The organism is Streptomyces sp. 2323.1 (assembly GCF_900221035.1).
In the GTDB taxonomy this organism is placed as follows: Bacteria; Actinomycetota; Actinomycetes; order Streptomycetales; family Streptomycetaceae; genus Streptomyces; species Streptomyces sioyaensis.
Map to the genome: position 1 here is coordinate 1,556,445 of NZ_LT907981.1, position 18,841 is coordinate 1,575,285.

Annotated in this window: 16 protein-coding genes; 7 read left to right on the forward strand and 9 right to left on the reverse strand. The window is 71.1% G+C overall.

Annotated features, from left to right (window positions below; all coding sequences use genetic code 11):
- The first annotated feature begins 95 nt into the window (after positions 1 to 95).
- From CPH93_RS06110 to CPH93_RS06130, 5 genes are all read left to right on the forward strand, one after another.
- Positions 96 to 935, forward strand: a complete 840-nt coding sequence (locus tag CPH93_RS06110; protein WP_096212199.1) for a TIM barrel protein — start codon at positions 96 to 98, stop codon at positions 933 to 935.
- 59 nt (positions 936 to 994) lie between these two features.
- On the forward strand, positions 995 to 1,915 hold the full coding sequence (locus tag CPH93_RS06115) for a 2-hydroxy-3-oxopropionate reductase (protein ID WP_096212200.1): 921 nt from the start codon (positions 995 to 997) through the stop codon (positions 1,913 to 1,915).
- A gap of 223 nt (positions 1,916 to 2,138) precedes the next feature.
- Entirely contained in the window at positions 2,139 to 3,596 is a 1,458-nt protein-coding gene (locus tag CPH93_RS06120) for a catalase (RefSeq protein WP_093489352.1), read from the forward strand.
- A gap of 553 nt (positions 3,597 to 4,149) precedes the next feature.
- Positions 4,150 to 4,899: a hypothetical protein gene (locus CPH93_RS06125; RefSeq protein WP_093486294.1), complete on the forward strand. Its 750-nt coding sequence runs from the start codon at positions 4,150 to 4,152 to the stop codon at positions 4,897 to 4,899.
- A gap of 80 nt (positions 4,900 to 4,979) precedes the next feature.
- Complete coding sequence (locus CPH93_RS06130) at positions 4,980 to 5,360, forward strand: MmcQ/YjbR family DNA-binding protein (protein WP_093486292.1); 381 nt, start codon at positions 4,980 to 4,982, stop codon at positions 5,358 to 5,360.
- A 19-nt stretch (positions 5,361 to 5,379) separates the two neighbouring features.
- On the opposite strand, the gene CPH93_RS06135 is transcribed toward CPH93_RS06130, so the two are convergent.
- The 4 genes from CPH93_RS06135 to CPH93_RS06150 form a co-directional block, all read right to left on the reverse strand.
- A complete protein-coding gene (locus tag CPH93_RS06135; RefSeq protein WP_096212201.1) occupies positions 5,380 to 7,020 on the reverse strand; it encodes an AMP-binding protein in 1,641 nt (546 codons plus the stop codon).
- Positions 7,017 to 7,148, reverse strand: coding sequence for a hypothetical protein (locus CPH93_RS37215; RefSeq protein ID WP_269460145.1), 132 nt, complete (start codon positions 7,146 to 7,148; stop codon positions 7,017 to 7,019). The genes CPH93_RS06135 and CPH93_RS37215 overlap by 4 nt, the downstream gene beginning before the upstream one ends.
- A 194-nt stretch (positions 7,149 to 7,342) precedes the next feature.
- Complete coding sequence (locus CPH93_RS35685; RefSeq protein ID WP_159394964.1) at positions 7,343 to 8,134, reverse strand: DUF4190 domain-containing protein; 792 nt, start codon at positions 8,132 to 8,134, stop codon at positions 7,343 to 7,345.
- A 454-nt stretch (positions 8,135 to 8,588) separates the two neighbouring features.
- Complete coding sequence (locus CPH93_RS06150; protein ID WP_093486284.1) at positions 8,589 to 9,005, reverse strand: hypothetical protein; 417 nt, start codon at positions 9,003 to 9,005, stop codon at positions 8,589 to 8,591.
- 635 nt (positions 9,006 to 9,640) lie between these two features.
- Here CPH93_RS06150 and CPH93_RS06160 point away from each other — a divergent pair.
- The gene (locus CPH93_RS06160; protein ID WP_159394965.1) at positions 9,641 to 10,849 is read left to right on the forward strand and encodes a hypothetical protein; all 1,209 of its coding nucleotides are present in this window, start codon (positions 9,641 to 9,643) and stop codon (positions 10,847 to 10,849) included.
- A gap of 91 nt (positions 10,850 to 10,940) precedes the next feature.
- Here CPH93_RS06160 and CPH93_RS06165 read toward each other — a convergent pair whose 3' ends face one another.
- From CPH93_RS06165 to CPH93_RS06175, 3 genes are all read right to left on the reverse strand, one after another.
- Positions 10,941 to 12,482 (reverse strand): AMP-binding protein, encoded by a 1,542-nt coding sequence (locus CPH93_RS06165; protein WP_093649229.1) that lies wholly within the window; start codon positions 12,480 to 12,482, stop codon positions 10,941 to 10,943.
- A gap of 224 nt (positions 12,483 to 12,706) precedes the next feature.
- Positions 12,707 to 12,889: a 4-oxalocrotonate tautomerase DmpI gene (gene dmpI / locus CPH93_RS06170; protein WP_093486277.1), complete on the reverse strand. Its 183-nt coding sequence runs from the start codon at positions 12,887 to 12,889 to the stop codon at positions 12,707 to 12,709.
- A gap of 173 nt (positions 12,890 to 13,062) precedes the next feature.
- On the reverse strand, positions 13,063 to 13,995 hold the full coding sequence (locus tag CPH93_RS06175) for a LysR family transcriptional regulator (RefSeq protein WP_093649228.1): 933 nt from the start codon (positions 13,993 to 13,995) through the stop codon (positions 13,063 to 13,065).
- Between the two features lie 97 nt (positions 13,996 to 14,092).
- Here CPH93_RS06175 and CPH93_RS06180 point away from each other — a divergent pair, with 97 nt between their 5' ends.
- Positions 14,093 to 14,656 carry a GNAT family N-acetyltransferase gene (locus tag CPH93_RS06180; RefSeq protein WP_093649227.1) on the forward strand — a complete coding sequence of 188 codons (564 nt, stop codon included), beginning with the start codon at positions 14,093 to 14,095 and terminating at the stop codon, positions 14,654 to 14,656.
- Between the two features lie 54 nt (positions 14,657 to 14,710).
- Here CPH93_RS06180 and CPH93_RS06185 read toward each other — a convergent pair whose 3' ends face one another.
- Together CPH93_RS06185 and mgtA are read right to left on the reverse strand one after the other, a co-directional pair.
- Entirely contained in the window at positions 14,711 to 15,967 is a 1,257-nt protein-coding gene (locus tag CPH93_RS06185; protein ID WP_096212206.1) for a GNAT family N-acetyltransferase, read from the reverse strand.
- A gap of 83 nt (positions 15,968 to 16,050) precedes the next feature.
- Positions 16,051 to 18,804, reverse strand: coding sequence for a magnesium-translocating P-type ATPase (mgtA, locus tag CPH93_RS06190; RefSeq protein WP_096212207.1), 2,754 nt, complete (start codon positions 18,802 to 18,804; stop codon positions 16,051 to 16,053).
- Positions 18,805 to 18,841 lie beyond the last annotated feature (37 nt).

Genomic DNA, 18,841 nt, shown 5'->3' on the forward strand with positions numbered 1-18,841 from the left:
TTGCCCCGGGGCCCCCTTGACAGCCTCCGAGCCCGCCAGGCAGTGTTCCATTAAGCAGAAAAATAGTTCCACTATCCGGAAGGGGCGCCGGCCTGATGGGCTTCACGGACACGCGCTTCAACGTCAATCTGTCGATCCTGTTCACCGAGCTTCCGTTGCTGGAGCGGCCGGCTGCCGCACGGGCGGCGGGTTTCACGGCGGTGGAGCTGTGGTGGCCGTGGGTGGACGCCCCGGTCCCCGACCCCACGGAGACGGCCGCGCTGCGTGCGGCGCTGGACGACGCCGGGACCCGGCTGGTGGGCCTGAACTTCTACGCGGGGCAGTTGCCGGGGCCCGACCGTGGCGCGCTGTCCCTTCCGGGCGCGGAGTCGGAACGGTTCCGGGCGAATGTGCCGGTGGCCGTCGAGTTCGCCCGCTCGCTGGGCTGCACCTCGTTCAACGCCCTGTACGGCAACCGCGTCGAGGGCGTGAGCGAGGCGGAGCAGGACGAACTGGCGCTGGAGAACCTGGCGTTCGCCGCCCGCGCGGTCGCCGAGGTGGACGGCACGCTGCTGATCGAGGCGCTCAACGCGCCCGAGTCGCCGCGCTGCCCGATCGTCTCGGCCCCCCGGGCGATCGAGGTCGTGGACGCGGTGAACGCGGCCACCGGCCTGGACAACACCCGGTTCCTGATGGACCTCTACCACCTGTCGATGAACGGCGAGGACCTGCACGAGGTCATCGACCGCTACACCGCGAAGACCGCGCATGTGCAGATCGCCGACAACCCGGGCCGCGGCGCCCCCGGCACCGGCGACCTCGACTTCGCCGATCTGCTCGACCGCCTCGCCAAGGCCGGTTACGACGGCTGGACCGGCCTGGAGTACAAGCCCGGCGACGGGCCGAGCGCGGGCGCCTTCGCCTGGCTGCCGGCCCCGCTGCGCGCGGCGAGCTGACCCGTAGGAAACCGGCGGCCCCCCGCCTGACGACGCACGCTTTCGAAAGAGGCACCCTCATGAGCAACCTCGCTGACTCCTCCCGCCCAACCCGCCCGGCGATTGCCTGGATCGGACTCGGCATCATGGGCTCCCCCATGGCCGAGAACCTCCTCAAGGCCGGCTACCCGGTCACCGGCTACACCCTGGAGGCCGACAAGCTGGAGCGGCTGGCCGCGGCCGGCGGGACCGCGGCCGGCTCGATCGCCGCGGCCGTCGCCGATGCCGACGTCATCATCACGATGGTCCCCGCCTCCCCCCAGGTCGAGGCCATCGCCTACGGCCCCGACGGCATCCTGGAGAACGCCCGGCCCGGCGCGCTGCTGATCGACATGTCCTCGATCACCCCGCAGACCTCCATAGACCTGGCCAAGGCCGCCGGCGACAAGGGCATCCGCGTCCTGGACGCCCCCGTGTCCGGCGGCGAGGCCGGCGCCGTCGAGGCCGTGCTGTCCATCATGGTCGGCGGCGACGGGGCCGACTTCGACGCCGCCCGCCCCCTCCTGGAGGCGCTGGGCAAGACCATCGTGCTGTGCGGCCCGCACGGCTCCGGTCAGACCGTCAAGGCCGCCAACCAGCTCATCGTCGCCGTCAACATCCAGGCGTGCGCCGAAGCCGTCGTCTTCCTGGAGAAGTCCGGCGTCGACCTGTCCGCCGCCCTCGACGTCCTCAACGGCGGGCTGGCCGGCTCGACCGTCCTGACCCGCAAGAAGGACAACTTCAAGCACCGCGACTTCCAGCCCGGCTTCCGCATCGACCTGCACCACAAGGACATGGGCATCGTCACCGACGCCGCCCGCACGGTCGGCGCCGCCCTCCCGGTCGGCAGCCTCGTCGCAAGCCTCGTCGCCGCGCTGCGCGCCCAGGGCGACGGCGGCCTCGACCACTCCGCCCTGCTGCGCGGCGTCGAGCGCCTCTCCGGACAGCCCACCGCGGACTGAGGCCGGGACCGACGGCACGCCCCTCCAGCTTCCGGGCGGCGGCCGCGCCGACACTTGTCCTGTCGCGCCCAGGCGCGGCCGCCGCCCGGAATTCCGCCCCGCATCCCCACCCCCGGTTTGTTTCAACAAACTGTTGACGTTTGGTCGGAGCGCTTCTTACGCTCCGACAGCGGAAGCCAACTTCCGCGCTCTCGTACGGAAGGTCACCATGTCGAAGCCCACGCTGACGGCGCGCTTTCTCACTACGGAGGCTGGCGCCCCCGTCGCCGACAACCAGAACTCCGCCACCGCCGGCGTCGGCGGCCCGCTCGTCCTCCAGGACCAGCACCTGCTGGAGAAGCTCGCCCGCTTCAACCGCGAGCGCATCCCGGAGCGGGTCGTGCACGCCCGCGGCTCCGGTGCGTACGGCTACTTCGAGGTGACCGACGACGTCACTGGTTTCACCCGCGCCGACTTCCTGAACACCGTCGGCAAGCGGACCGAGACCTTCATCCGCTTCTCGACCGTCGCCGACAACCTGGGCGGCCCGGACGCGGCCCGTGACCCGCGCGGCTTTGCCCTGAAGTTCTACACCGAAGAGGGCAACTACGACCTCGTCGGCAACAACACCCCGGTGTTCTTCATCAAGGACCCGATCAAGTTCCCCGACTTCATCCACTCGCAGAAGCGCGACCCCTTCACGGGCAAGCAGGAGCCGGACAACGTCTGGGACTTCTGGGCGCACTCCCCCGAGGCCACCCACCAGATCACCTGGCTCATGGGCGACCGCGGCATCCCGGCCTCGTACCGCCACATGAACGGCTACGGCTCGCACACCTACCAGTGGACGAACGCCGAGGGTGCGGCCTTCTTCGTCAAGTACCACTTCAAGACGAACCAGGGCATCCGCTGCCTGAGCAGCGAGCAGGGCGCCGAGCTGGCGGGCAAGGACCCCAACAGCCACCAGACCGACCTGCTGCAGTCCATCGAGCGGGGCGTGTATCCCTCCTGGACGCTGTACGTGCAGCTCATGCCGGTGGCCGAGGCGGCGCACTACCGCTTCAACCCGTTCGACCTGACCAAGGTGTGGCCGCACGCGGACTACCCGCTCCAGCGGGTCGGCCGGCTGGTCCTGGACCGCAACCCCGACAACGTCTTCGCCGAGGTCGAGCAGTCCGCCTTCTCCCCGAACAACTTCGTGCCCGGCATCGGCCCGTCCCCGGACAAGATGCTCCAGGGCCGGCTGTTCGCCTACGCCGACGCGCACCGCTACCGCCTGGGCGTCAACCACACCCAGCTGCCGGTGAACGCCCCCAAGGCGACCACGGCCGCCAACTACGGCCGGGACGGCCTCATGGCGGCCAACGGCTACGACCGGCACGCCAAGAACTACGAGCCGAACTCCTACGGCGGCCCCGTGCAGACGAACGAGGCGCTCTCCGCCCCGCTCGCCGTCTCCGGCCACACCGGCACCCACGAGGCCCCGGCGCACACCAAGGACGACGACTTCTTCCAGGCCGGCGAGCTCTACCGGCTGATGTCCGAGGACGAGAGGACGCGCCTGGTGGACAACATCGCCGGCGGCCTCTCCCAGGTCGGCCGCGACGACGTGATCGAGAAGAACCTCGCGCACTTCCACGCCGCCGACCCGGACTACGGCAAGCGCGTCGAGGCGCGGGTCCACGAGCTGCGCGAGGACTGACGGGAGGTCAGCATCCTTGCGCATCCGTACCGGCCGGCCGGCTGAGGGGCGGCCGGCCGGTACGGGCAGGGAGCGCGAGCTCCGCGGTATCCGGGCCCCTCCAGTGCGGTGGGCAGCGCCCGGCCGCCAGGAAGGCGCCCCCGCGGAGCCCGCCTCCTCCACTCGTCCCCCTGACTCCGTCCGGCGGCGCGATGTCCTGTCGCGCCGTTTCTCGCGCTGTCGGACGGGATCCACCACAGGGCCCGGAATCCGTACGGTCACGGGTTCCGGGCCCTGTGTCACGTGTGCCGGGCCCGGCCCGACTCCACTCCCCCCACGACGGCCCATGGGCCCGTGGCCCACCCCGTGGCGTCCGGGCATGCGGCCGGTGGCGCTCCGTAACCCCGCCGGGCCGGGCACGCCCCGGTGCGCTCCCCCGTGCGCCATGGCCCCCCGTGTTCTTCCCCACCCCGGGCTCTCCCGCAATTCCGGCCCCGGGCGGCCGGTTTTGGAGAGACCATGGAGCCGGCAGCAGATCCGACCTGACTGCCGCCCGACCTGCCAGGAGCCCAGCATGGCCGAGAGCGTGCCGGTGCGGTGCCCCACGTGCCGCCGCGAGAACGCCTTCACCCCGCCCACCTTCCCGTGCGCCTGCGGTGCCCCGCTGACCCTGCCCGTGCTGCGCGGCGGGGTGCCCGTCGAGATACTGCACCGCACCTGGCAGGCCTCCTGGGTCGAGGTGCGCTGCGAGGTCTGCGGACGGCAGGACGAGTGGCCGGCGCCGGAGTCCGGCTGCGCCTGCGGCACGGTCGTCCGGGTCCCGGTCGCCCCGGCCCCCACGCCGCCGCCCCCGAACTTCCCGTCACCCGGCCGGCCCCGGAGGCAGCCCGCACCCGTGTCCCCCGCCCCGCCCGGCATCCCGTACGACACCCCGCGCCCGGCGTTCCGCCCGGTGACGATCCGTACGGCCCGCGACTGTGTCACCGCCGCCGAGCAGTATCTGAAGTGGCTGGGCTATGCCGATGTCGCACGGACCCAGGAGCGCACCGCCTCCGGCGTGGACCTGCGCGGTACGGGTCTGGTCGCCCAGGTCGACCCGACCACCCACGCCACCGCGCTGCGGGAGATCGAGTGCGTCTGGCTCAACGGCCTCAACGACTCGGCCCTCGCGGTCTTCTTCTCCCTCGCCGGCTACGCCCGCGACGCCCGCTCCCGCGCCGACGAGCTCCGTCTCCCGCTGTTCGTCATGGACCTCACCGGCACCCCGCAGCCGGTCAACGACCCGGCCGACGAGCTGATCAAGTACGGCGCGGCCGGGCGGTGACCCGGCCGCGCAGCACACCCATATGACGATGCGTCAGCTGCGATCGCCCCCGCCCGGCCCGCTCCGGCGATAATGACGGAATGATCGACGCGAACACCCTGCGGGCCGCCTGCCTGGACTTCAACGGGGCGGCCGAGGAGTTCCCCTTCCCCCGGCACCCGGACGTGTCGACCTTCAAGGTCGGCGGCAAGATCTTCGCGCTGACGACGCTGACGGCGGCTCCGCTCACCGTGAGCCTCAAGTGTGAGCCCGAGCTGGCGGAGCGACTGCGGGCCGCCCATCCCGAGGTGGTGCCCGGCTATCACCTCAACAAGCGCCACTGGAACACCGTTTCCCTGGACGGCGCCCTGCCCGACCGGCTCGTGCTCGACATGATCGAGGACTCGTACGACCTCGTGGTCGCCTCGCTTCCGCGCGCGCAGCGGCTGCTGCTCGACTGGCCGGGAGAGCGCCGGCCCTGACAAGGCCCCGGGTGACCACTCAGTGCGGCACCCGCCCCAGGTCCCTGGCCAGCCGCTCGCGCAGCTCGACCTTGCGGACCTTGCCGCTGACCGTCATCGGGAAGGCGTCGACGATGTCGAGATGGCGCGGCACCTTGTAGTGGGCGAGCCGGGAGCGGCAGAAGCGGGCCAACTCGTCCCGGGTGAGCGGGTCTTCCGGATCGCGCAGGATGACACAGGCCGCGATCTCCTCGCCGTATTTCTCGTCGGGGACCCCGACGACCTGTACGTCGGCGATCTTGGGGTGGGAGTAGAGGAACTCCTCGATCTCGCGCGGGTAGACGTTCTCGCCGCCCCTGATGATCATGTCCTTGATGCGGCCGACGATACGGACGTAGCCGTCGTCGTTCATCACGGCGAGATCGCCGGTGTGCATCCACCGGGCGGCATCGATGACCTCGGCGGTGCGCTCGGGCTCCTCCCAGTAGCCGAGCATCACGCTGTAGCCACGGGTGCACAGCTCGCCCGGTGTGCCGCGCGGCACGGTGACCCCGCTCGCCGGGTCGGCGACCTTCACCTCGATGTGCGGCAGCACCCGGCCGACGGTCTCGGTGCGGTGGGCGAGGTCGTCGTCGCGGCGGGTCTGGGTGGAGACCGGCGAGGTCTCGGTCATGCCGTAGCAGATGGAGACCTCGGCCATGTGCATCTCGGCGACGACCCGCTTCATCACCTCCTCGGGGCACGGCGAGCCCGCCATGATGCCCGTACGCAGCGAAGAGAGGTCGTAGGAGCCGAAGTCGGGGTGGTTGAGTTCGGCGATGAACATGGTGGGGACGCCGTAGAGGGAGGTACAGCGCTCGTCCTGGACGGCCTGCAGGGTGGTGGCGGCGTCGAAGGCGGGGGCGGGGATGACGATGCAGGCGCCGTGCGAGGTGATGCCGAGGTTGCCCATGACCATGCCGAAGCAGTGGTAGAAGGGCACCGGCAGGCACACCCGGTCGTGCTCGGTGTAGGCGAGGGTCTCGGCGACCCAGTAGCCGTTGTTGAGGATGTTGTGGTGGGAGAGGGTGGCGCCCTTGGGGAAGCCGGTGGTGCCGGAGGTGTACTGGATGTTGACCGGGTCGTCGGCGGTCAGGGTCTGTTCGCACTCCGCGAGCCGGGACTGCGGGACGGCGGCGCCGGCGGCCAGCAGCCCGCCCCAGGTGGGGTCGTCGATGTAGACGACGTCACGCAGCGCCGGGCTCTCGGCGCGCACCTGCTCGATCATACGGCGGTAGTCGCTGGTCTTGTGGTGGGTCGCGGAGACCAGGACCGTGATGCCGGCCTGCCGCAGGACGTAGGCCAGCTCGTGGACGCGGTAGGCCGGATTGACATTGACGAGGATGGCGCCGATCTTCGCGGTCGCGTACTGGACGAGGACCCATTCGGCGCAGTTGGGGGCCCAGATGCCGACCCGGTCGCCCTTGGTGACGCCCTTGGCGAGCAGGCCGAGGGCCACCTCGTCGACCGCGCGGCCCAGTTCGGTGTAGGTCCAGCGGCGGCCGCTCGCCACCTCGACCAGCGCCTCGCGGTCGCCGAACCGGGAGAGGGTGCGGGACAGATCGGTGCCGATGGTGTGGCCGAGCAGCGGTCGTCCGGCGGCGCCACTGGCGTACGACAGTTCCTGGTACGAGGGGCTCATCGGTGGTTCTCCTCCCGGTACTCGGCATCGCCGTCGCCCTGCGCGGTGCGTTCCCGCACGTCAAGGGCCGGAAGCGTTGCTCCGCCCTCCGGGGGCGCCTCCCCCGGTACATCCACCCATGCGTTCATCAGCTGCTCCCGGAAGCTCGTCTTCAGCCGTCGCTGTCATACGCCCGCAAGGCTGTCCGCCGGAGAGCGCAAGCCACTCCACGGACAACCGGTACGCGCCCTGTACAGCATGGCGTCGAGCGTGCCCCGGGAGCCCTTGGCTCGCCTACCTTTCTCACGATGAATTCTGACCACCGAGGAGGTGCGAGCCGCGTTCACCGTACGGGGCCGCTCCACCACGCGGTGTCGTTGCGGCGGTTCCACCCGATGCCAATGTCCGGAGGCGTCACCAGGCTCACCTCTACGCCCATGCTTTTCGCCGCACTCGGGGGCAGGGCGAATCCCTGCGTCCGAACCGTCGTCATTCCGGGCAGCAGCTGTGTGTGGCCCAGCCCGCGGGACAGATCGTCGCCCTCCCAAATGGGGATGGCCTGGTGCCCGTTGGCGTCCTTCCCCCCGATGCTCCAGAGGTTCTCAAGGTCCACCATGTTGGGGGAGCCATTGCGGATCGTGATCTCCACAGACACTGTCCGGCTGCCCACCGGGTAATCCGTTGACGACTGTCCCATCTTGCGAGGGGTGTACGGCTTGGGTGCCGAGACCGTCACCTGCAACCCGTCATCGAAGCACCTGGTGGTCTGGAACCTCAGCGGACCGGCCTGGCACGAGACTTCGTGGAAAGGGTCACTGGCGACCGCCACACCGTTGACGAACCACACGGTGGCCAGCCCCCCGAGGACCGCCCCGGTCAAGGCCCTGCCCCGGTTGCCGACGGCACCCTGCTTGGCCCGCCTGGCGCCGAGGATCCCCAGGACCAGAGCGGCGGCACCGAAGACCCCCGCCGTCCAGAACAGGGGCCGGACGGGGCCGACGACTCCGAGGACGATGAGGATGACGACGCCGAGGACGGCGGCGATGAGGGCGGCGAGGTCAAGGCCGTTGCGTGACGGCCCGGAACGGGGAGCCGGCGGTCCGGGCGACTTCAGCCCGGCCGGGCCTCCGCCCACGCAACCCTCCGTGGGAGAGGGCGGGGGTGTGCCGTCGCACCCGGGTTCCGCCTGCGGCTCCGAGGAATCTGCCATGGCAACTCCGTTCTCATGATGGCGGAACCGGAAGTTCCCCTCCTGTTGGTACGTGGGGAGATGGCAGAGGTCCCCGAACAGGTTCCCCGGACTGCCCGGTAACGTCCGCGGGATTCGTCGAGCCGTCGACGCGGCAACCAACTCGCGGCCGACTCCGGCGGGCCTGTGCACGCCTGCGCGGCGGCGCCGGGACAACTCCTCACCCCACGGGGTGGGCCGGCCCTAACTTCCTTGTTCGAAGCGGCAGTTGCTCGTCCAGAGCGGCGTCGTACGTATCGCGTGGGACGGTGGCGAAGACGCCGCCGACCTCACCGTGCCGTGGCGCTCAGCCCCTGCCCCCGACCGTACGGAGCATGAGCCGAGCGCCACCGCAAGGCACCTAGCGCACGGTGACGTTGAAGACGCTGGAGGTGGTCTTTCCGCTGACCATGCGCAGGTCGTTCTTGCCCTTCAGGCCGAGCTTGACGCCCAGCGAGTAGGTGCCGGTGCGCGTGACGGGCGCGGAGGCCGGCAGGGTGACCCACTTGCCGCGCTGCTTTTGCTGCAGGGTGACCTTGCTGCCCGCCTTGAGGCCGGTCGTCTTGCCCGTGACACGGAACTGCTGCCATGCCTTGACCGAGTTCACCGACGGCTTCGCGGTGATGCTCGCTTTGGTGGCAGCAGCCTTCTGCGCGACGGAAGCGGTGGGCGCCGCCGGGGTGGCGGCCATGGCGGCGGTGCCCGCCAGGGCGACGGCTGCCGCGCTGAGGGCGCCTACGGCAGCGATACGCAGGGAGTGCCGCTTGGTGACGATCATGGATGTCCCTTTCGGTGAAGATGCTGGGTGTTCACGCACAAAAGCTTGTATCTGCACATTCGCGTGACTCGCCCGAAAAGATGCGCCCCCGGCCGCGTGCGTTGTGGGCACAGCGTCACTGTCTTGTAACAGGTGCGCCGGAGGCGCGGAGGCGGGGCAGGGGGACCGCATCGGCGCTGGTCGGAGTTCGGTCCTCCCGTGCTTCGGCATGGCCCGGCAGGCTGCGGCGACGGGTCCTACGCCCCCTGGGGCCGCTGCACCGCCAGCAGAGCCATGTCGTCCGCCGTCGCCCCGCCGGTGTGCCGGCTGACATCCTCGACGAGGGTGTCGAGGAGGCCGTCCGGCCCGGCGGGCGGGCCGCCGCGCAGCGCAGCCGTACGACCCGGTTGAGACCGAGCGCCAGCACAGGCCTGTCGCCTTGCCAATCTCCACCAGCCTCTGCCCCGTCCCGCCCCGCGTCACATGGAACCCCTACGTCCATGGCTCCCTCTCCCAGGGCACATCCAAGGCTCGGTCCCGTGCTCCGTCGGCGTGCCCATCGGCCCATGGTGCACATGTGCGCGCCCAGGCGAGGTGCCGGCAGGCGACCTGCGCTACGGCGGGGTACGGACCGAGGTTCGACCGAAGGGGCATACATGGCAGCGCCGAAGTTCGACACCGCGCGACACGGACGCAAGGGCAGGCGGACAACGGGCGCGGTTGCCGTCTCTCTCCTCGCCGGCATACCGGTGTTGGGGGGCGCCGCGGCGCTCGCCGTCGCCACCGAGCCGCACGCCGCACAGCCCGCCGCCGACCGGCCGGGCTCACCACGTCCGGGCCGGTTCGTCACCGCCGTCTCGGGTTCCGGAGAGGCGAAGCAGATCCGCATGTACCAGCGGGGGAAGCCGGACCCGGTCTGGACGTGGAACGCCGGCGACGCCGAGAAGCTGCTGTCCGGTCAGGACAAGGGCCGTAAGGAGATCAAGGACCTGTTCTCCTGTATCCGCAAGGGAACTTCGGCGACCGAAGCGAAGTGGGCAGCGGGCGGAAAGAAGATCACCGCCATCCTCGGGGGTGCGGCGGTGGTCATCGACTATCCCTCGAAGCGCGTGCTCTTCGGCGCCTGCAACGACACCAACATGCACTCGTTGGAAATGCTGCCCCACAACAAGCTGGCCGTGGCCACCACCGGCAAGACCAGGGAGGACGGGGTGTGGGTGTATGACACCCGCCGGAAGGTCGCCGACCGGCCCGTCCAGAAGATGACCGGCCTGCCCTCGGCCCACGCCCTGCAGTGGGATCAGTCCGGCGGCACCCTCTGGGTTGCGGGAACGGACACCTGGCCGCAGACGGACCGGACGGTCCATGGCCGCCTGGTGGGCTACGCGTACGACAAGAGCTCTTCCCAACCGCTGTCGTACGACAGCCGCCGGGACCACACCATGCGTCAGTCCGCCGACCTCAAGGAGGAGTTCCCTGGCTGGAAGGAAGGGCCCCACGAGCTGACCGCCGTACCGCACCAGCGCAAGCTCCTGGTCACCACCGATCGCGACGTCTACGCATTCGACGTCACCACGGGACGGTTCACCTATGACCTGTCCTCGTCCTACTTCAAGGGCTTCACCTCCCCCACCCCCACGCGCAACAGCCACGGCATTCCGCGCTCCGGGATGAAGAGCCTGAGCCTGTCGGCGGCGGGGGACTTCCTCTACACCTCGAACGACTGGGGTGGGGACTTCACCAAGGAAGCCCGCTTCTTCGACAAGGGCACCAAGCGGCCGCGGGCTTCGTCGGTGAAGCTGCCGCGCGATATCTACAAGGCGCGCTGGTTCGCCGGGACGCCGGGCTGGCCGACCGGGCGGTAACCGGGGGGTGCGGCGGTCGGCGCCGCGGCGGCGGTGCCCGGGGCGATGGCCCAGTGGTCCCCCCGGTGCCCGCCGTCCTACGGGCGCGCCCTCAACTGACCCCTCGGTCACGCCCGGACCAGTACGGCTGGCGGAGCTTGAACTTCTGGATCTTGCCGGTGGCGGTGCGGGGAATGCTGTCCCGGAACTCCACCGAGGTCGGGGCCTTGTAGCCGGCCATCCGCTGCTTGCAGTGGGCGATGATGTCGGCCTCCTGTGCCGTCGCGCCCTCGGCGAGGACCACCAGGGCCTTGATCGTCTCGCCCCACTTCTCGTGCGGTACGCCGATGACGGCGACCTCGGCGACGGCCGGGTGGCTGAAGATCGTGTCCTCCACCTCGATCGACGACACGTTCTCGCCGCCGGTGATGATCACGTCCTTCTTCCGGTCGGAGATCGTGAGGTGGCCGTCGGTCTCGTCGAGGGTGCCGCCGTCGCCGGTGTGGAACCAGCCGTCCTCCAGCACGTCCGCCGTCTCCTCCGGCTTGTCCCAGTACCCGCCCAGCACCGTGTTCGAGCGGGCCAGGACCTCACCGGACTCCGAGACCTTCAGCTTGACGCCGAGGGCGGGCAGGCCCGCGCGGCAGAGTTTGCGGGCCCGTTCCTCGGCGGGGAGGTCCAGGTCGGCGGGCCGGGTGCGGTTGAAGGTGAGCACCGGCGAGGTCTCGGTGAGGCCGTAGAGCTGGATGAACTCCCAGCCCAGTTCCTCCTCCACGCGCTGGATCGTCCTGGTCGGCGGCGGGGCGCCCGCGCAGACGATCCGCACCCGGTCCCGGCCCGGGATCGCGCCCTCCCAGGTCGCTGCCGCATCCAGCACCATGTTCCAGACGGCCGGGGCACCGCACATGAGCGTGACCCCGTGCTCCGCGACCCGCCGCAGGATCTCCGCACCATCGACCTTGCGCAGCACCACCTGCTTCGCGCCCAGACCCGCCATCACGTACGGCATCCCCCAGCCGTTGCAGTGGAACATCGGCAGCGTGTGCAGATAGACGTCCCGCTCCCAGGCCCGGGTGTGCAGGCCGAAGGTGAGGCCGTTGACCCAGATGTTGCGGTGGGTCAGCTGCACGCCCTTGGGACGGGCGGTGGTGCCGGAGGTGTAGTTGATGGTCGCGGTGGCGTCCTCGTCCGGATGCGCCCAGGGGCGCGGCTCGACGCCGAAGCGCATCAGCTGGGTCTCGGTCTGCTCGCCGAGGACGAAGCGGTGGCGCGCCGTGACGCCGGAGAGCGAGTCGTCCAGCTCCGGGTCGACGAGCAGGACCGAGGATCCGCTCTGCTGCACCACGTAATCGACCTCGTCGGGCTTGAGGCGGAAGTTCACCGGGACGCAGATGCGTCCGCTCATCGGCACCGCGAACAGCAGCTCCAGCAGGCGCGCGGAGTTGTGGGCGGCCACCGCCACCCGCTCCCCCGCACCGACGCCGAGCGCGTCCAGGCCCGCCTGCCAGGCACGAACCCGTTCGCCGAACCGCCCGTAGGTCGATTCGGGCACCGGCGGGGCGGGTTGCTGCGGCTCGTCGATCACTCCCGGGCTGTCGCGGAACCCCAGCTCGGCCCGGTCGAGGAAGTCCGCGATCGTCATCGGTGTCCGCATGCTCTCTCCTGCGTTCGGCTGACTTGAACCACACGTCTGCTGACTGGAAGGAGTGTGGCAGTTGCCGGGGCGAGGAGGGCTGAAGCAGCAGCTTTTCCTCACGGGAGGCCAAGCGGCCGGCCGCGGGGGAAGGGAACACGCCCCTGGCCGCGGGCCGGCGGGCGGGTGCGCTGCGTAGGACGCCGGGCCGGCCCTCCCCCGTGCGGGCCGGCCCCGTCCGTCGGCTACTTGTCGGCGGTCAGGGTGCCCGCCGCACCCCAGCTGTCGGTGGGCACCTCCTGGATCCAGACCTGGACGGTCTCGGCGGGGATCTTGTACGCGTCGACGAAGGCGTCGGTGATCTGCCTGACCAGCTCCCGCTTCAGCTCGACGCTGCGCGGACCCTGCTGGACGGTGACGATCGGCATGGTGGAACTCCCTTGTCCAAGGCGGCTGTCCGGGAGCGGGCCCGGCACGTGGTTCCGTGCCCGCCCCTCCCCGGCCCGGCCGCGGTTTCCCCGGGCTCCCGGTGGTGCCCGGCGTGCCCTCAGTCCATCGCGGACGGCCGCCGCGGCCAAGAAGCAGAACGCGCACCCAGCGATCACCGATCGAGATCGGACCCGGCGCCGCCGTCCCGCACCGCGCAGGCCCGCAGCAGCAGATCCAGGCCGGCGGGCGGGTCGGTACGGCGGACCGCGAGAAAGGTGGTGAGCTCCATGCCGAGGTCGCGGAACGGCAGGAAGGCGGCCCGGGGGACGCTCAACCGGGCGGCGTGCGCGGCGTAGACGACGGTCCACAGGCCGTCGTCCGCCGGGCCGCAGGCCCCGATGCCGGTCAGGGCGTCGTCCAGCGACCCGAAGGCGGGGCCCGGGACGGGGCTGAAGCCGGCCTCCTGGCAGGCGTGGACGACCAGGTCGACCAGCGCCCGGTTGGTGCGCCGTGCGGTCAACACCAGGGGAACGTGGGCGAGTTGGGCGAGGCGGACGGGGCCGGAGACGGCGGCCAGCGGGTGCCGGGCCGGGACGACCGCCACCAGCGGGTCCTGCCACAGCGGGACGAAGCGCAGGTCCGCACGGCCGCCGCCATCCGACTCACCGCGGAGGAACGCGGCATCCAGCTCGCCGGATGCCACCCGGTCGAGCCGCTCCCGGGCCCGCGCGGACACCAGCTCCACCCCGGTCTCGGGGGCCAGGCCGGCCAGCGCGTCCAGCACCCGGTCCAGATGGGTGCCCAGGCCCGTGCTCGTCCCCAGGCGCAGGGTGGCGGCGCGGCCGGCGGCCGGCCCGGCGACGGAGGCCCGGGCGCGCTTCTCGGCGGCGAGCAGCGCCCGCGCCTCGGGAAGGAACCGCTCGCCGGCGGCCGTCAGCCGCACCTGCCGCGCCGAACGGTCGAACAGCTCGACCGCCAGCTCCCGTTCCAGCCGCCGGACCTGCTGGCTGACCGCCGACTGCACGATGTGCAGCCGCTCCGCCGCCCGCCCGAAATGCAGCTCCTGGGCGACCATCACGAAGTACCGCACCTGCCGAAGCTCCACCGCTCCCCCGTCCCCGGCCCGCTTCCGGCCCGTCGGGGGCCACCGCGGCCGGACAATTCCCTTGCCGCGCCGTCCGCGGCCCGGACATCATCCCCCCATGATCGATGCCACCGCACTCTCCGAGAAGCCCGTGCTGACGGGCGACGGGATTCGTCTCGTACCGCTGTCGGCACGGCATGCGGACGCCTTCCACACCGCCTGCCTGGACCCGGAGAGCCGTCGGCTGACCGGTACTCACCATGACTTCACGCTCAAGGAGATCCAGGACTGGTGCGCCGGCTGCCCCGACCGTGCGGACCGGCTCGACCTGGCCATCGAGGACCGGGAGAGCGGTGCCTTCCTGGGTGAACTCGCGCTGAGCCAGATCGACCAGGACAACGCCTACGGAGACTTCCGGATCGCCCTCGTCCCGTCGGCCACCGACCGCGGCATCGGCAGCGAGGCCACCCGGCTGCTGCTCGACTACGCGTTTGACCGGGTGGGCCTGCACCGCGTCCAGCTGGAGGTCTTCGACTTCAACCCGCGCGCCCGGCGGGCCTACGAGAAGTGCGGCTTCGAGGTGGAGGGCCGGCTGCGCGAGGCCCTCCACTGGGACGGTGAGTGGTACGACGTGCTGGTGATGGCGGCGCTGCGGACGCGGCGGGGGACGGACGCGGGCTGAGCACCGGGCCCGGCCCCCGGCCCCGACAACCGCCCCGGACAGGAAACGTCCAGGTCAGTCGTTGTCCGCCGGGAACGGGAGCCACTCGGTCTGGAGGGCGGCGTCCAGCCGACGGACCGCATCCGGGGTGTGCTCGGTGACCAGACCGGCGTGCGCAAAGCGCCGGAGCGGGGTGCCGCCCAGATAGCAGGCGCTCAACTCCCGTACGTCCAGGCTGAGATCGGGGTCGTCCGTAGTGGGAGTCCAGGTGGCACCGGCGGGGGTGGCGGTCAGCCGGAAGCGGCCCGCGTTGGCGGGCAGCGCGCCGTCGCTCAGGTCGAGGACGAGGTCGACGGGCGCCGCCCAGGAACGGGCGGTCAGCGCGGCGCTGACATCCACGAGCCGGAGCCACAGAGCGGGTTCCTGGCCGGTGACGCGTACCTGGTCGCGGTCGGCGGCGAGGCTGAACAGCAGGTCGTCGGCGGGGCGGGCGTGGATCCGGACGGCCGAGGTGAGGTCGATGGCGGCGAGGTAGGACCACAGGGCGGCGGCGGCCGGTGCGGACTCCGCCTCCAGCTCCGTCACCGCGACCGCGCCGGGGCGGCTGTCGTTCGCGGAGCGGGTGCGGTAGACCGCATAGCCGCCCGGCGTCTCGCCGTCCGCGCCCAGCACCACCACGCGCACCGCCCCGAAGCCGTCCCGGTCGTCGCCGCTGCGGGCGCCGTCGAGGTCCAGCACCTGGGTGCGCCACCAGGTCTCGTCGCGGGTGAACCGGCCCGCGCGGTCGGCCAGGCTCGCGTCGTAGGGCGCGGCGAGCAGGGCGGGTGCCGCGGCCGGGTCGATCAGCCGCAGCGGACGGCGGTCGGCCGCGATCCGCAGTGCGAGCGGCCGGGAGGAGTCGATCTCCACGCGGTACGCCTCGGTGGCCGCGGCGAAGCCGAAGCGGCCGTAGATGGCGCTCTCGGAGGCCCACAGGCAGGCCAGCGGCTGTCTGTCGGCGGCGCAGCGGCGCCACAGCTCGTCGATCATCGACGTCAGCACCCCGCGGCGCCGGTGGGTGGGCGCCACGGAGACGAAGTCGAGGGCGGCGCAGGGGAGTTGACCGCCCGGGACGGAGAGGGTGAGGCGGTGGGCGCCGGCCACCCCGGTCAGCCGGGCACCGTGCCGGGCGCCGATACGGGTGCAGTCCCGCAGCAGCTGGCGGTGGTAGGCGCGGGTCTTGTCCGGGAGCGTCAGGTGGAACGCGAGATAGACGAGGTCCAGGGCCTGGTCGAGGTCCTCTTCGGGGATGTCCCCGAGGTGGGGGGCGGTGCGGGTGTCGTCGTGGGTCACCCGGGGACGCTAACCCGGCGCGCCGGGAACCTCATCCCGTTATTGCGCACGCCGAGCCGGCGTCCCCGGGCCCCCGGGTGGCGTTACAGCCAGCTGCCGAACCGGCGGATGTACCAGGTCTTCACACCCTGGGTGAGCAGGCAGTACGCCGTCAGCGTCGCGACCAGCCACGGGAAGTAGCTCATCGGCAGCGCCTGCATCCCGAGCACGCCGGCCAGCGACGAGAACGGCAGGTACAGGCCGATCGCCGTCACCGCCGCCGTCATCACCATCACCGGGAGGGTCGCCCTCGACTGCACGAAGGGGATCCGGCGGGTGCGCAGCATATGGACGACCAGCGTCTGGGTCAGCAGGCCCTCGACGAACCAGCCGGACTGGAACAGCGCCTGGTGCACCTCGCTGTTGGCCCCGAAGACGTGCCACATCAGCAGGAAGGTGGTGATGTCGAAGACCGAGCTGGTCGGCCCGAGGACGAGCATGAAGCGGCCGATGCCCCGGGCGTCCCAGGTGCGCGGGGTGCGCAGATAGTCGCGGTCCATCCGGTCCCACGGCGTGGCCAGCTGCGAGATGTCGTACAGCAGGTTCTGTACGAGCAGTTGCATGGCCAGCATCGGCTGGAAGGGGAGGAACGCGGACGCGGCCAGCACCGAGAAGACGTTCCCGAAGTTCGAGGAGGCCGTCATCTTGAGGTACTTGATGGTGTTGCCGAAGGTCAGCCGGCCACGCAGTACCCCCTGCTCCAGGACCATCAGGTCCTTCTCCAGCAGGATGATGTCCGCGGACTCCTTGGCGATGTCGACCGCGGTGTCGACGGAGATCCCGACGTCCGCGTCGCGCAGCGCGGCGGCGTCGTTGATGCCGTCGCCGAGGAACCCGACGGTGTGCCCGTCGGCCTGCAGGGCCCGGACGATCCGGGCCTTCTGGGTGGGGTCGGCCTTGGCGAACACCGTGGTGGTGCGGGTGAGTTCGCGCAGCTGCCGGTCGCCGAGGCCGTCGAGCTCGGCGCCGATGACCACGGTGCCGACGTCCAGGCCCACGTCGGCGCAGACCCGGGCGGCGACCAGCTCGTTGTCGCCGGTGATGACCTTGACCGCGATACCGCTGTCGGCGAGCGCCCCCAGTGCCCGGGCGGCGTCCTGCTTCGGCGGGTCGAGGAACGCCAGGAAGCCGATCAGGGTCAGCCCGGTCTCGTCCGCGACACCGTAGGCGGCACGGGCGTGCTGCCGGCCGTCGGGCCCGCCGGGCAGGGTGCGGGTGGCCACGGCCAGCACCCGCATGCCCTGCCGCTGGTGGTACGCCGCGGTGTGCAGGACCTGCCGGCGCAGGGTGTCGGTCAGCTCGGCGCGGCGGCCGCCGCCGGTCAGATGGCTGCACCCGTCGAGCACTTCCTCGACCGCGCCCTTGGTGATCAGGATGTGCTCGCCGGCCGGACCGTCCGCGCCGTTGCGGCGCAGTACCACCGACATCCGCCGCCGTGCGAAGTCGAAGGGGATCTCGTCGACCAGCGTGAAGCGGGCGTCGACGACAACCTCCTCGGCCTCGTGCATACGGTCGATGACGGCCTGGTCCAGCAGGTTGCGCAGCCCGGTCTGGAAGTGGCTGTTGAGGTAGGCGTACTCCAGGACCTCGTCGTCCGGCTCACCGTGGATGTCGAGGTAGCTGTCCAGGACGATCCGGTCCTCGGTGAGGGTGCCGGTCTTGTCCGTGCAGAGGACGTCCATGGCGCCGAGGTTCTGAATCGCGTTCAGGCGCTTGACGACGACCTTGCGGCGGGACAGCGCGACCGCGCCGCGCGCCAGGTTGGTGGTGACGACCATCGGCAGCATCTCAGGCGTGAGGCCCACCGCGACGGCCACCGCGAAGGTGAAGGCCTCGGCCCAGTCGCCCTTGGTCACCCCGTTGATCAGGAAGACGATGGGGACCATCACCAGCATGAAGCGGATCAGCAGCAGGCTGACCTTCTTCACCCCGGTGTCGAAGCCGGTCTGCGGCCGCTCGCCGGTCAACGCGTCCGCCATGGAGCCGAAGTAGGTGTACGGGCCGGTGGCGAGGACCACACCGGTCGCGGTGCCGGAGGTCACCGAGGTGCCGGCCAGGACGAGGTTGTCGGCCTCGATCGGGTCGCCGGTCAGCCGCTGTCCGTTGTCGGGGAAGCGGGTGTCGGCCTTGGCCGCCGGCAGCGACTCACCGGACAGCGCGGCCTGACTGACCATCAGGTCCTTGGCGGTCAGCAGCCGCAGGTCGGCCGGGACGAGATCACCGGCGGCCAGCTTGACGAGGTCGCCCTTGACCACGCCGTCCATCGGGATCTCGACGGTGGTGGGCAGCCGTCCGTTGCCGGCCAGCCGCTGTACGGCGGTGGTCGTGGTGACCAGGGCCTGCAATGCGGCGGCGGAGCTGTTGGAGCGGTACTCCTGCCAGAACCGCAGCCCCACGCTGATCAGCACCATCGCGCCCAGAATCGCGATCTTCGGGTCGAACGGTTCCTCGTCGGCGACCTGGAGCCACTGCACGTACATGACGGTGACCAGCACCGCCAGCACCAGGATGAAGGGGTTCCAGAAGGCCTTGGCGAGCTGGGCGTACCAGCGCGGGGCGGACCTCGGGGTGAGGACGTTGGCGCCGTCGCGCTCCAGCCGGTGCTGGGCCAGGCCGTAGGACAGCCCGGCGGGGGTGGTCTGCAGATCCTGCAGGACCTGGGCGGCGGGGCGGCCGCTGGCCTCGGCCAGCTGGTCGGCGACGTGCCGGGTACGGGCGGCCGATTCGGCGGCCTGCCGCTCCCGCTTGAGACGGCGGCCCGGCGGAGCGAGCTTTTGAGGGGTGAGCAGATTGGTCATGACAAAACCTCCCTGCGCGCAGAAGGGCACACCGGCG